The following is a 12,078-nucleotide window of genomic DNA, read 5'->3' on the forward strand; positions in this document are numbered from 1 at the left end:
ACCGTCAGGCAAGTGCTGCGCGCGCCACGCGCACGGGGATCGCCTTCGCCGCCGGCACCATGCTCTGGCGCGCGAAGTGCTCGAGCGGAATCAGCGGATTGCACTCGGGGTAGTAGCCGCCCACGCAGCCTTCGGGCAGGTCGTAAGGGGTGACGCGCAGGCCCGCCACCCGGCGCTCGGCGTCCTCGAAACCCTCGGCGTTCACATCGACCAGGTCGCCCTCGGCCAGCGACAGCCGCGCCATGTCACGCGCGTTCATCAGCAGCACCTGGCGCGTGCCGTGGATGCCGCGGAAGCGGTCGTCGAGGCTGTAGATGGAGGTGTTGAACTGGTCGTCGCTGCGCAGGGTCATGAGCCGCAGCACCGGCGACGAAGGCGCTTCACCCTCGCGCGGCAGGCCGTAGCCCTTGAAGTTGGCCTTGCCGTTCTTCGTCTTCCACACGCGCTCGCGCGCTGGCAGCGGCCGCGGAAAGCCCGCCGGGTCTTCCAGCCGCGCATTGAAGTCGTGGAACACCTCGGGCAGCACCTGCGCGATGTGCTCGCGGATGCGCGCGTAGTTCTCGGTCCACGCCTCCCAGGGCACGGCCGGGTTCGGCGGCAGGGTCGCGAGCGCGATGCCCGCGACGATCGCGACCTCGGAACGCAGCGTGTCGGCGGCGGGCTCGGCCATGCCGCGCGACGCATGCATCACGCCGGTGGAGTCCTCGACCGACACCGACTGCTCGCCGCCGGCCTGGCGATCGATCTCGATGCGGCCCAGGCAGGGCAGCAGGTACGACAGCTCGCCATGCACCAGGTGGCTGCGGTTGAGCTTGGTGGCGATGTTGACCGTGAGGCGCAGCTTCTTCCATGCGGGCTCGATGCGGTCGGTGTCGGGCACGGCGCGCGTGAAGTTGCCGCCGAGCGCGACGAAGGCGCGCACCGAGCCGTCGAGCACGCCGCGGCAGGCCTCCACCGTGTTGAGGCCCTTCTCGCGCGGCGGCTCGAAGCGGTAGAGCTTCGCCATCGCGTCGAGCGGCGCGAGCTCGGGCTTCTCGGTGATGCCCACGGTGCGCTGACCCTGCACGTTCGAATGGCCGCGCACCGGGCAGATGCCCGCGCCAGGGCGCCCGATGTGACCGCCGAGCAGCAGCAGGTTCGACACCATCTGCACGTTCGCGACCCCTTCCACATGCTGGGTCAGGCCCATGCCGTAGATGCCGATCACGGCGCGCGACTCGGCGAAGGTGGCGGCCGCCTGTTCCAGCGCCTCGCGCGACAGGCCCGATTCGGCGGCGATCGTGGTCCACGAGGCCTCGCGCAGCCAGGCCGCGAAATCCTCGAAGCCCTCGGTGTGCGCCGCGAGGAAGTCGGCATCGAGCACGCGCGGCGCCCCGGCCGCGAGCGCCGCATCGTCGGCCGCCACCAGCGCCTTGCACAGGCCCGCGAGCGCCGCGAGGTCGCCGCCGTTGCGCACCTGCAGGTACTGGGTGCTGACCTGCGTCTCGGCGGGCGTGAGCATCTGCAGCGGCGACTGCGGATTGGCGAAGTGCACCAGCCCGGGTTCGCGCAGCGGATTGAAGGTGACGATCTTCGCGCCGCGCTGGCGGGCTTCCTGCAGCTGGTGCAGCATGCGCGGGCTGCTCACGCCGGTGTTGTGGCCGAAGATGAAGATCGCGTCGCACTGCTCGAAGTCGTCGAGCCGCACCGTGCCCACGGGCACGCCGATGGTCTCGGGCAGCGCCACCGAGGTGGTCTCGTGGCACATGTTCGAGCTGTCGGGCAGGTTGTTGTTGCCATACAGCCGCGCCAGCAGCTGGTAGAGATAGCTGGTCTCGAGCGAGGCGCGGCCCGAGGCATAGAACACCACCGAGGCCGGATCCTCGTGCCGCAGGGCGCGCAATTCGGCGCCGATCTCGGCGAGTGCGTCGTCCCACGAGACCTCGAGGTAGCGGTCGCTCGCGGCATCCCAGCGCATCGGCCGCGTGAGCCGTCCCCCGGCCTCGAGTTCGTGGTCGCTCCAGCCGAGCAGTTGCTCGACCGTGTGCTGTTCGAAGAACGCCGGCGGCATGCGCTTGGCCGTGAGCTCCCAGGCCGTGGCCTTGGCGCCGTTCTCGCAGAACTCGGCCGTGCGCGGATGGCCGGGCTTGGCCCAGGCACAGCTCACGCAGGCGAAGCCATCGGGCTTGTTCTGCTTGAGCAGGGCCTGTGCGCCCAGGATGGGAATGTGCTCGCGCAGCAGGATGCTGCCCACCGCCTTCAGCGAGCCCCAGCCACCGGCCGGGTGATCGTAGGGCTCAACTTTGCTCGCGTCGTTCACATCGTGCTCCAGCCCGTCCGGCGAGATATCGGCAGGTCATGCAGGCAGCTCCTGCAGCGCAGCAGGCAGCAGCGCTCGGTCCCGGGACGCCGCGCATTCAGCGCTGGCCCGGACCGGGATTGGGCTGCTGCGCGAGGTCCTCGTGCAATCCGAAGGCGGCCGAATCGTCGCGCTTCGTGTTCTCGACGCTCTTTCGCTTGTCCTGCATGCGTTCCTTCGGCGCGGGAGAAGCCACTTCCTCGCCTGCGGCCGTGCGTTGGGTCGAGAAGCGTTCGCCGCCGCCGATGTTGTCGACGCCGCCGCTGGTAGTGGGGCGCGTGCCGTCGCCGCTGCCCGTGATGTTGGGTTGGGTCATGGAATGTTCCTGTTCAGACTTGTGAAGCCATCGCGGGGGCGACGCTTCGGCTCAATCCGGTCCGTCGATGGGACCGACGGGCGGTGCATCCTCGTCCTCGTCGTCCTCGCCGGTGGCTCGCGGCCCGGCGCGCTCGTCGGGCACCATGCGCACGAGCTCCGCGCAGCCGTCCTCGAAGGCGTCGAGCCACAGGTCGTAGGCCATCGGGCTGGCGGACAACTCGATCCATTCGGAGGCGTCGTCGCCTTGCTCGTGCAGCACCCAGTGGTAGTTTCCGGCCCCGACTTCCTCGACGAATACGGCGATTCGCCGAAGCCGGTTCATTTGAGTTTCTCGGCCAGGTACTGGCGAACCTCGTCGGCCGAGTTGCCGACGGCCTTCACCGCATCGCGCAGCTGGGTCTCGCTGCAGCCCAGGCTCTCTGTCCACGAGCGGACCTCATGGGGTTCGTGCAGCGCGATGAGCTTGCGATCGAGCGCGGTCTTCTTGGGATCGTCTGCCATGGGACCTCCTGTGGAATGTCTAGGCCTTCTCGCCGTTGCGTCGGGTTTGCGCGGGCCGCCTCGCGCGCTCGGCCTCGGGCGCGGGGGCATCGTGTCCGCGCTCGCCCGGATCGCCCGAGGCCTTGTCGGCCTCGCGGCCCATGCGGCTGCCGTCCAGCGGCGTATCGATGCCGACCTCGCGGTTCTGCTCGATGTTCACGGGCGACATGGGCTTGCGCGTGCTGATGTTCAGCCCTTGGCCTTGTACTGGTCGCGCAGGTCGCGGATCTGGTCGTGGTTGCGCTGGGCGCCATCGGCCTGGCGCTGCACGACGGCGAGCACTTCGGCGGGCAGGTCGTTCTTCAGCGCCTTGCGGTAGCGCGCCACGGCCGAGTCCTCGCCGCGTTCGCACTCCTCGAGCATCGACAGGGCGCTGTCCGCACCGAGCGTGCCCTTCACATGGACCCAGCCGCGGTGCAGCGCGCCGCTGACGCTGCCGCCCTTGTCCACTTCGCCGCCGAGCGAGCGGATCAGGGTCGCCAGCTCCTCGGCCGCCGTGGCGCACTGGACCGCGCGGTTCTCGAAGACCTGCTTGACCTGCGTGTCCTCCACTTCGTCGGCGCAGGCGCGGAATCCGTATTCGCCGTCGCGCGAGTTCTCGAGCAGGTCGTCGAGGATCGACAGGACTTCGTCATTGGTGATGGATGCGGTGGACATGGTGTGACTCCTGGGGGTTGATTGACTGATCGATACCTACGGTGGGGCTGGTGCCGAGGGCGGCGTGTAGGTGCCCGCCGCGCCAGCTCGTCGTGGCGCGCCGACGCTCTCGAGCATTCGGGCGCCGGGGTCGGCCCCACGAGAAAAAGCCCGCGGCAGCGGGCTCGGGGCGGGGAGTGCCGCGGGTCACGCCGTGGCCGTCTGTTCGGCCATCAGCTCTTCCTTGCGCGCGGCCAGCAACTCGCGCATGGTCACGAGGTCCAGGCCCTTGGCCGCGCGGGCCTTGGGGAACATCTCGTTGCGCTCTTCCTTCACGTGGTGGTCGATGTACTCACCGAGCACCTTGACCTTGGCATCGAACATCTCGTCGATGTCCTCGGCGTCCTGGATCTGGGCGATCAGGTCCTTGGCGCTGGCGTGCTCCACCTCGGCTTCGTCGAGCAGGTCGGTTTCCTTCAGGGCCTCGCGCAACGCGGGGTAGAAGATCTCTTCCTCGATCTGGGTGTGCGCGGTCAGCTCGGCGCAGATCTGCTGGGCCAGCTGGCGCTTCTTGCCGGTCGCGCTCGCGGCCTTGGAGCCGGCGAGCTGGTCGTAGGCCGTGAAGAGCTTCTTCACGTTCTTGTGGTCGGTATCGAGCAGGCTGCAGGCATCGGGCTCGGCGCGTTTGGTGGTCATGGATCGCTCCTGTTGGGTGTCGTGGGAGTCATCACACTCGGGTCGGGCCCCGTCGCGGCGCGTAGGGTTTAGGCGCATCGCCACGCAGGAATGCCGCAAGCCGCGCGCGCGGGCGCCCCGGCCATCCACCCGCAGGCGCTCGGACGAGGCACACAGCCGATGTGCGCCTACGACGGGGTGATGGCGTGCTTCCCAGAATCTGCCGCAGGGGGCCAGTTTCTTCTTCTCAATCGGGGAGGCAGCCATCCATGCCGCGAAAGACTTTCACCGAGCGCGAAACACGCGTGCTCGTCAGCATGAAGCTGCTGGCCTCGTTCTGGCAGCGGTGCCTGCCGGCCGAATCCACATCCAGCGACGAGATCGAGCACCTGCTCGGCCTGGACGCGGCGGGCCTCGTGAAGGCACGCTTCGACCCGCCGACACGCAAGCGCACGGGCGAGCTTTCGATTGCGCGCGCGGTCGTCCTGGAAGTGACGGCCGAAGGGCTTTCGGCGCTCGTGCGCGCTCGTCGGCAGCAGCCCTCGCTGCTCGAGGACATGCCGGTCAGGAAAGCACGACGGGTCCGGCCGTCGGGTGCTTCTACCGACGAGGCGCCTGGACAGCCAGGCCTCGCGGGGCCGGGGAAGATCTCGAACCGATGGTGACAATCGATCCGACACCCGATGCCGACATCGAGGCGCAGATCCTTCGGCTTCTCGATGCCCGTCGTCCGGGCGCGAGCATCTGTCCCTCCGAAGTGGCCCGGGCGCTGAAGGGCGACGACCACGGCTGGCGTGCGCTGATGCCGCGGGTGCGACAGGTGGCGCAGCGGCTCGCGCGGCACGGCCAGATCGAGGCGACCCGCGGTGGCGTCGTGGTCGATGCGATGAGCCCCGGCGGGCCCATCCGGCTGACCCTCAAGCGCGCCGCGCCACCGACCGATTGGCCCGCCGGATGACCTGCGGCGGCTGCCCGTAGGCTCGCAGGAAGGCCCGGCGCATGCGGTCGGGGTCGCCGAAGCCGGTGTCGCGCGCCACGGTCTCGATCGGCAGCAGCTGCGACTCGATCATCAGCCGCGCCGTTTCGGTGCGCAGCCGCTCGACCGCCTTGGCGGGCGTCTGGCCGGTCTCCTCCCTGAACACGCGGCCGAACTGGCGCGGGCTGAGGCTGGCGGCCTCGGCGAGCTCCTCGAGCGAGAGCTCGTTCGTCAGGTGACTCCTGGCATAGCTGAGTGCCTTCTGGATGCGATCGGTGCGCGGACGCAGCTCGAGCAGCGCGGAATGCTGCGACTGGCCGCCGGTGCGACGGTGGTACACGACCATGCGCTTCGCCACCAGCTTGGCGACCTCGGGGCCGCAATCCTCCTCGACCAGGGCCAGGCCGAGGTCGATGCAGGCGGTGGCGCCGGCCGAGGTCCAGACGCTGCCGTCCTGCACGAAGATGCTGTCCTCCTCGAGCAGCACCTCCGGGTGATGGCGCCGCATCTTGACCACATGGGCCCAGTGCGTGGTCGCGCGCCTGCCGTCGAGCAGCCCGGCCTGCGCGAGGTTGAAGGCGCCGGTGCAGGCCGCGCCCATGCGCCGCGCGCGGCGCGCCGACTTGCGCAGGAAGGCCAGCATGGCGGGCGAGCCCTCGGTCACCACGGTATCGCCGACCACCAGCACGGTGTCGTAGCGTGCGTTGCCGAACGGCACCGTGCCGACCTCCACGCCGCACGAGGAGCGGACGGGCCCGCCGTGCTCGGACAGCAGGGTGTGGACATACAGCGGCTCGGCCAGCGACATGTTGGCGTACTCGAACACCGAGACCACCGCCAGGGTGAGCAGCTGAAAACCGGGATAGATCACCACGCCGACACGAATCATCCGACACCTCGCTGCTGATGGAGCATTGCCGCGCCTATGGCGCAAAAAGACGGAAACCTGACCTGAACGCCATCGCAGTTTATGACGAAGATCGATGCCTGTCACCCCGCGAGGGGCCCACTCCAGGAGCACGTTTTGACTTCCACCCACCTCGGCACGGCCAGAAACACGGCCGCGCATTTCCGCCAGCTTCACCATGCCGCCACGCCGCTGCTGCTGCCCAACGCCTGGGACGCGGCCTCGGCCCGGCTGTTCGAGAGCGCCGGTGCCACGGCCATCGCCACCACCAGCGCGGGACTCGCCTGGTCGCTGGGCCATGCGGACGGCCGGGCGCTGCCGGTCGACGAAGCCGTGGGCGCGGTCGCCCGCATCGCGCGGGTGCTCACGGTGCCGCTGTCGGTCGACATCGAGAACGGCTACTCGGACGACCCGAAGGCCGTCGTCGAGCTCGTGCGGCGGCTGCTCGACCTCGGGGTGACCGGCATCAACATCGAGGACGGGCGCGACGCGCCGGAGATCCTCGCGGCCAAGATCGAGGCGATCGGAACCTTCCTGCGCCGCACGAACGCCGACCTGTTCGTGAACGCGCGCACCGACGTCTTCCTCGCCGGGCTCGCCGAGCCTCCGGAGCGCGTGGAGGAAAGCATCCGGCGCGCGGCGCTGTACTCCGCGGCGGGCGCCGACGGCCTGTTCGTGCCGGGCCTGCGCGAGCCGACGGAGATCGAGGACGTCGCCCTCGCCACGCGGCTGCCGCTGAACCTCATGGCCTGGGGCGGCCTGCCCGAGGCGGCGGCGCTCTACAAGCTCGGCGTGCGGCGGCTCAGCGCGGGCTCCGCGATCCCGCAGCTGGTGTGGGGGCAGGCCGAGCGCGCCGCCAGGGACTTCCTCGAGACCGGGCATTCCGATCCGCTGTCGGCCGGCGCCAAGCCCTTCGCCGAGGTGCAGCGGCTCTTCGTTGCATCGCGCTGAGGGAAAAGCCATGGACAAGCGACTGCTGGTACTGGCCCTCGGGATGTTCGCGCTCGGCACGGACACCTTCGTGGTGGCCGGCATCCTGCCGCAACTGGCGCACAGCTTCGACGTCGACATCGCAGTGGCCGGCCAGTTGACGACGCTCTATGCGATCGCCTATGCGCTGCTGGCGCCGACCATCGCCGCCATCGCGGGCAACGTCCCGCGCAAGCAGCTGATGCTGGCGGGGCTGGGCATCTTCGTGCTCGCGAACCTGGCGACCGCGCTCGCGCCCAGCTTCGCGGTCGCGCTGGCATCGCGCGTGTTCGCCGGACTGGGCGCGGCCATGTACTCGCCGACCGCGACCGGGACGGGCGCGAGCATCGTCGAACCGAACCGACGCGGGCAGGCGATCGCCGTGATCGTCGCGGGCCTGACGGCGGCCACGGCGCTGGGCTCGCCGATCGGCACGGTGCTCGGCGGACTCGGCGACTGGCGCTGGACGATGTACTTCGTGTCGGCCGTGGGGCTGGCGGCGGGGCTGGGCATCCTGGTGCTGCTCGATCGGGTGCCGCTGGCGCCGAGGATCGGCCTCAGGGCGCGCCTGGCGCCGCTGAAGGATTCGCGCATCGGCTGGACCCTGCTGACCACCTACCTGGGCATGGCGGGCAACTTCCTGGTCTATGTCTACTTCTCGGTCGTGTTCGATCGCGTGCTGGTCAACGCGCTGGTGTTCGGTGCGCTGCTCGTGGTCTGGGGCGCGAGCGGCACGCTCACCAACATCGCGCTGGCGCGCGTGCTCGACAAGACCAGTCCGACGAAGGTCATGTTCGTGGTGCTGGCGGTCCAGGCGGTGGACATGGCCTTCCTGCCCTGGACCAGCGCCTCGCTATGGCCCGCCGTCGTGGCCGTTGCGATCTGGGGGGCGACAGGGTGGGGCATCCAGGGGCCGCAGCAGTATCGGCTGGTCAATATCGCGCCGCCCATCGCGCCGGTGCTGCTCGGCCTCAATACCGCGGCGACCTACCTCGGCGTGACGACCGCCGGCATCCTCGGTGCCGTGGGCATCCATCTGCTCGGCGCCCACTACCTGAGCCTGCTGAGCGTGGCGGTCTTCATGCTCGCGATCTTCACCTCGCACATGGCTGGCCGCCGGATCGCCGGCCACCGTGCGCGGGGGGCGTCGGGCGTCGCGCTGCCGGCGCGCTCATGAGGACGAGCGCGTCGCGGGGGAGGCCGGCTGCCGCTTGCCGCGGGCCGATCTGGCCGCCTCGCTGCGCGCCAGCCACAGGCCGCTCGCGACGATCAGCGCGCCGCCGCCCAGGGTCCAGGCATCGGGCACGGCCTGCCAGAACAGCCAGTCGAGCAGCAATGCCCAGGCCAGCGCGCTGTATTCGAAGGGCGCGATGGCGGCGGCCTGGCCATGGCGGAAGGCCTCGGCGATCGCCAGTTGCCCGAGGAAGCCGCTGAGGGCCAGGCCCGCGAGCATCCACGCGTGCTCGGCGCGGATCGGCACCCATTGCGGCGCCGCCAGCAGGCTGCCGCCCACCGCCATGCCGGCCGTGGTCCAGAACACCAGCGCGGCGCTCGGTTCGGTGCGGCTGATGAGCCGGCCCAGCATGTTCGACAGCGCATAGCAGACCGCGGCGATCAGGATCGCGATCGCGCCCATCGAGAGGAAGGCGCCTTGCTCGGGCCGCAGCGCGATCACCACGCCCGCGAAGCCCAGCCCGATGGCGACCCAGTGCCGCGCGTGGATCGATTCGCCGAGCATCGGCACGGCGATCAGCACCATCAGCAGCGGCGCGATGAAGGTCAGCGTGTAGGCCTCGGCCAGACCCAGCGTCTTGAGGCCATGGACGAAGAGCATGAGCATCGCCATGTTCAGCGCGGCGCGCAGCAGGTGAAGGCGCCAGCGCAACCGGCGGTTGAAGACCCCGGCCGCCTCGCGGCGCCACGCGACGTAGAGGCAGACCAGGGGCAGCGCCGTCAGGCCGCGCAGCGCCATCACCTGCGCCGGCGGATAGTGGCCGGCCAGGGTCTTGAGCAGCGCGTCCATGCAGCCGAAGAAGGCGCAGGCCAGCAGCATCGCGGCGATGCCGCGCAGGGTTCCGGTCGATTGCATCGGGTGGGTCGTCTCGCGACGGGGCGGGTGCTTGCCGCCGTCGGGCTTTGCGGATGTTTGGCGCATTCTGCCTGCGCGGCGAAATCCTACCCATGGTTTCGACCGCTGCCCACGGGCCGCGCGAGGCGGGTGCGTAGCCTCTTCTCTTTGTCGCAAAGGAAGCTCCGCATGGCCCACAAGAAAGTCGCCGACCTCGTCATCGAAACCCTGCAGAAGGCCGGCGCCAGACGTTGCTACGGGATCGTCGGAGACACGCTGAACCACGTGACCGACGCGATCCGCCGCAGCGAGATCGAATGGGTGCATGTGCGCCACGAGGAAGCGGCCGCCTTCGCCGCCGGCGCGGAGTCGTACCTGACGGGCGAGCTGAGCCTGTGCGCGGGTTCGTGCGGGCCGGGCGGGCTGCACTTCATCAACGGCGTCTTCGAGTCGAACCGCAACCGCGCGCCGGTGGTGCTGATCGCGAGCCAGATCGTGACGGCCGAGCTCGGCATGGAGTTTCCGCAGGAGGTGGACTTCAAGTCGCTCTATGCGGGCTGCAGCGTCTTCTGCGAACAGGTGCAGTCGGCCGAGCAGGCGCAGCGCGTGGTGGCGCTGGCCGCGCAGGCGGCGTTGTCGCGCCGCGGCGTGGCGGTCGTCATCCTGCCGAGCGACATCGCGCAGACCGAGGTGAAGGAGGGTCTTGAGTTCTCGGTCCACCGCGCCGCGCCCGTGATCCGGCCCAACGATGCCGAACTCGCGCAGCTGGCAGCCCTGCTGGGCCAGGGAAAGAAGATCGCGATCTATGCGGGCCATGGCTGCGAGGGCGCGCACGAGATGCTGCTGGCGCTGGGCCAGTGCCTGAAGGCGCCGATCGCCCACACCTCGCGCGCCAAGGATTTCGTGGAGTACGACAACCCCTTCAACATGGGCATGACCGGCATCTTCGGCGTGGAGTCGGGCTACCGCGCGCTGCAGGAGTGCGACACGCTGCTGCTGCTGGGCGCCGACTTCGCATGGAGCCAGTTCTATCCGGCCAAGGCGACCATCCTGCAGATCGACGTCGACGGCAGCCATCTCGGCCGGCGCCATCCGGTGGCGCTGGGGCTGGTGGGCGACATCGCGCACACGATCGAGACGCTGATCCCCCTGCTCGAGGAACGTGCCGACCGAAGCTTTCTCGACGACTGCCTGCGCCATCGCAAGGCGTCGCTGGAGACGCTGCGCCGCGACGAGCGGCCCGGCAAGGCGGGGCTGATCCATCCGCAGCACCTCACGCGCGTGATCGACGAACTGGCGGCCGACGACGCCGTCTTCACCGCCGACGGCGGCAGCCCGATGGTGTGGTCGCTGCGCCACCTCACGATGAACGGGCGCCGCCGCACGCTCGTGAGCCTGCTGCACGGCACCATGGCCAACGCCATGCCGCAGGCGCTGGGCGCGCAGAAGGCCTTTCCCGGGCGGCAGGTGATCTCGCTGTCGGGCGACGGCGGCATCGCGATGCTGCTGGGCGACCTGATGACGGCCGTGCAGGAGAAGCTGCCGATCAAGGTGGTGGTCTACAACAACGCGAGCCTGAATTTCGTGGAGCTCGAGCAGAAGGTCGAAGGGCTGCTCGACAACTACACCGACCTGCTGAACCCCGACTTCGCGCGGCTGGCGGAGGTGATCGGCTTCTACGGACAGAAGGTGGAGCGCGCCGAGCAGTTGCCCGATGCCGTGCGCGCCTTCCTCGCGCATCCCGGGCCGGCGCTGCTCGACGTGAAGGTCAACCGCACGGAGCTGGTGATGCCGCCGAAGGTGGAGTTCAGCCAGGTCGCGGGCACGATGCTGTACTCCGCCAAGGCGGTGCTCGGCGGACGCTCGTCCGACGTGGTGGACCTGATCAAGGACAACTTCACCGAATGACGTCGAGCCTGTCCATGCTGCACGGCAACGTTCTTCTTTCCCATGGCGAGACGCTGCTGCGTCTCTTCGTCGCCGCCGCGCTCGGCAGCCTGGTCGGCCTGGAGCGCGAGCGGCTGCTGTGGGCTGCCGGCATCCGCACGCACATGCTGGTGAGCGTGGGTGCCTGCCTCTTCATGCTGGTGTCGGCCTACGGCTTCGCGGACAGCCTGCGCGGCGAGCACGTGGTGCTCGATCCGTCGCGCGCGGCCGCGCAGGTGGTCTCGGGCATCGGCTTCCTCGGCGCCGGCGCGATCCTCGCGCGCGGGGAGATCGTGCGCGGGCTCACGACCGCCGCGAGCATCTGGACCGTGGCCGCGATCGGGCTCGCGGTCGGCGGCGGGCTGTACTTTCCGGCGGCCGCCTCGACCGTGATCATCCTGGTGATCCTCGCGGGCATCAAGCCGCTCGAAGAGGCCTACCGCGCGCGCAGCCAGAGCTGCCGGCTGCGCGTGGTCGCGACGCACGGCGCGGTGAGCCCGGAGTCGCTCGAGCAGGGCCTCGACCTGCAGCCCGCGCGGCTGCGGCGCTTCCTGGTCGCGGTGCGGCCGGGCGGGGCGCTCGACGACATCACGGTGCAGCTGGTGCGCGTGTCCTCGGCCGACATCGGCAATTTCGTGCGGCGGCTCGAGGCGCTGGAAGGCGTGCAGTCGGTCGAGGTCGTGACGCGCGGCGGCGGGCACGGGGCCGAGGCCAGCTGAGGCCGT

15 protein-coding genes are annotated in these 12,078 nt (G+C 69.8%); 6 read left to right on the forward strand and 9 right to left on the reverse strand.

From position 1 onward, the window contains the following. Positions 1-4 precede the first annotated feature (4 nt). From ACHMXE_RS00430 to ACHMXE_RS00460, 7 genes are all read right to left on the reverse strand, one after another. Positions 5-2,299 (reverse strand): FdhF/YdeP family oxidoreductase, encoded by a 2,295-nt coding sequence (locus tag ACHMXE_RS00430; protein ID WP_395346240.1) that lies wholly within the window; start codon positions 2,297-2,299, stop codon positions 5-7. Between the two features lie 97 nt (positions 2,300-2,396). Continuing rightward, entirely contained in the window at positions 2,397-2,654 is a 258-nt protein-coding gene (locus ACHMXE_RS00435) for a hypothetical protein (RefSeq protein ID WP_395346241.1), read from the reverse strand. A gap of 51 nt (positions 2,655-2,705) precedes the next feature. After that, positions 2,706-2,978: a hypothetical protein gene (locus tag ACHMXE_RS00440; protein WP_203207239.1), complete on the reverse strand. Its 273-nt coding sequence runs from the start codon at positions 2,976-2,978 to the stop codon at positions 2,706-2,708. Continuing rightward, the gene (locus ACHMXE_RS00445; RefSeq protein ID WP_203207238.1) at positions 2,975-3,157 is read right to left on the reverse strand and encodes a DUF3606 domain-containing protein; all 183 of its coding nucleotides are present in this window, start codon (positions 3,155-3,157) and stop codon (positions 2,975-2,977) included. The genes ACHMXE_RS00440 and ACHMXE_RS00445 overlap by 4 nt, the downstream gene beginning before the upstream one ends. Positions 3,158-3,176: 19 nt before the next feature. Further along, positions 3,177-3,365, reverse strand: coding sequence for a hypothetical protein (locus tag ACHMXE_RS00450; protein WP_395346242.1), 189 nt, complete (start codon positions 3,363-3,365; stop codon positions 3,177-3,179). A gap of 20 nt (positions 3,366-3,385) precedes the next feature. Then, positions 3,386-3,853: a PA2169 family four-helix-bundle protein gene (locus ACHMXE_RS00455; RefSeq protein ID WP_203207236.1), complete on the reverse strand. Its 468-nt coding sequence runs from the start codon at positions 3,851-3,853 to the stop codon at positions 3,386-3,388. Between the two features lie 186 nt (positions 3,854-4,039). Beyond that, positions 4,040-4,528 (reverse strand): hemerythrin domain-containing protein, encoded by a 489-nt coding sequence (locus ACHMXE_RS00460; RefSeq protein WP_395346244.1) that lies wholly within the window; start codon positions 4,526-4,528, stop codon positions 4,040-4,042. A 248-nt stretch (positions 4,529-4,776) separates the two neighbouring features. Here ACHMXE_RS00460 and ACHMXE_RS00465 point away from each other — a divergent pair, with 248 nt between their 5' ends. After that, a complete protein-coding gene (locus ACHMXE_RS00465; protein ID WP_209539514.1) occupies positions 4,777-5,172 on the forward strand; it encodes a hypothetical protein in 396 nt (131 codons plus the stop codon). Further along, complete coding sequence (locus ACHMXE_RS00470; RefSeq protein WP_395346245.1) at positions 5,166-5,465, forward strand: DUF3253 domain-containing protein; 300 nt, start codon at positions 5,166-5,168, stop codon at positions 5,463-5,465. Before ACHMXE_RS00465 ends, ACHMXE_RS00470 begins: the two co-directional genes overlap by 7 nt. Here the strand turns inward: ACHMXE_RS00470 and ACHMXE_RS00475 are convergent. Next, positions 5,425-6,372: a GlxA family transcriptional regulator gene (locus tag ACHMXE_RS00475; RefSeq protein ID WP_203207232.1), complete on the reverse strand. Its 948-nt coding sequence runs from the start codon at positions 6,370-6,372 to the stop codon at positions 5,425-5,427. The genes ACHMXE_RS00470 and ACHMXE_RS00475 overlap by 41 nt on opposite strands. Positions 6,373-6,507: 135 nt before the next feature. On the opposite strand from ACHMXE_RS00475, the gene ACHMXE_RS00480 reads away from it, so the two are divergent. Then, on the forward strand, positions 6,508-7,341 hold the full coding sequence (locus tag ACHMXE_RS00480; RefSeq protein ID WP_395346247.1) for an isocitrate lyase/phosphoenolpyruvate mutase family protein: 834 nt from the start codon (positions 6,508-6,510) through the stop codon (positions 7,339-7,341). Between the two features lie 10 nt (positions 7,342-7,351). Beyond that, positions 7,352-8,536 carry an MFS transporter gene (locus ACHMXE_RS00485; RefSeq protein WP_395346248.1) on the forward strand — a complete coding sequence of 395 codons (1,185 nt, stop codon included), beginning with the start codon at positions 7,352-7,354 and terminating at the stop codon, positions 8,534-8,536. On the opposite strand, the gene ACHMXE_RS00490 is transcribed toward ACHMXE_RS00485, so the two are convergent. Next, the gene (locus ACHMXE_RS00490) at positions 8,531-9,448 is read right to left on the reverse strand and encodes a DMT family transporter (RefSeq protein ID WP_395346249.1); all 918 of its coding nucleotides are present in this window, start codon (positions 9,446-9,448) and stop codon (positions 8,531-8,533) included. The two genes, ACHMXE_RS00485 and ACHMXE_RS00490, sit on opposite strands and share 6 nt — an antisense overlap. Positions 9,449-9,616: 168 nt before the next feature. On the opposite strand from ACHMXE_RS00490, the gene ACHMXE_RS00495 reads away from it, so the two are divergent. Beyond that, entirely contained in the window at positions 9,617-11,335 is a 1,719-nt protein-coding gene (locus ACHMXE_RS00495; RefSeq protein ID WP_395346250.1) for a thiamine pyrophosphate-dependent enzyme, read from the forward strand. Continuing rightward, complete coding sequence (locus tag ACHMXE_RS00500; protein WP_395346251.1) at positions 11,332-12,072, forward strand: MgtC/SapB family protein; 741 nt, start codon at positions 11,332-11,334, stop codon at positions 12,070-12,072. The genes ACHMXE_RS00495 and ACHMXE_RS00500 overlap by 4 nt, the downstream gene beginning before the upstream one ends. Positions 12,073-12,078 lie beyond the last annotated feature (6 nt).

The sequence above is a fragment of the Variovorax sp. UC122_21 genome (assembly GCF_044056785.1).
Lineage (GTDB): Bacteria > Pseudomonadota > Gammaproteobacteria > Burkholderiales > Burkholderiaceae_C > Variovorax.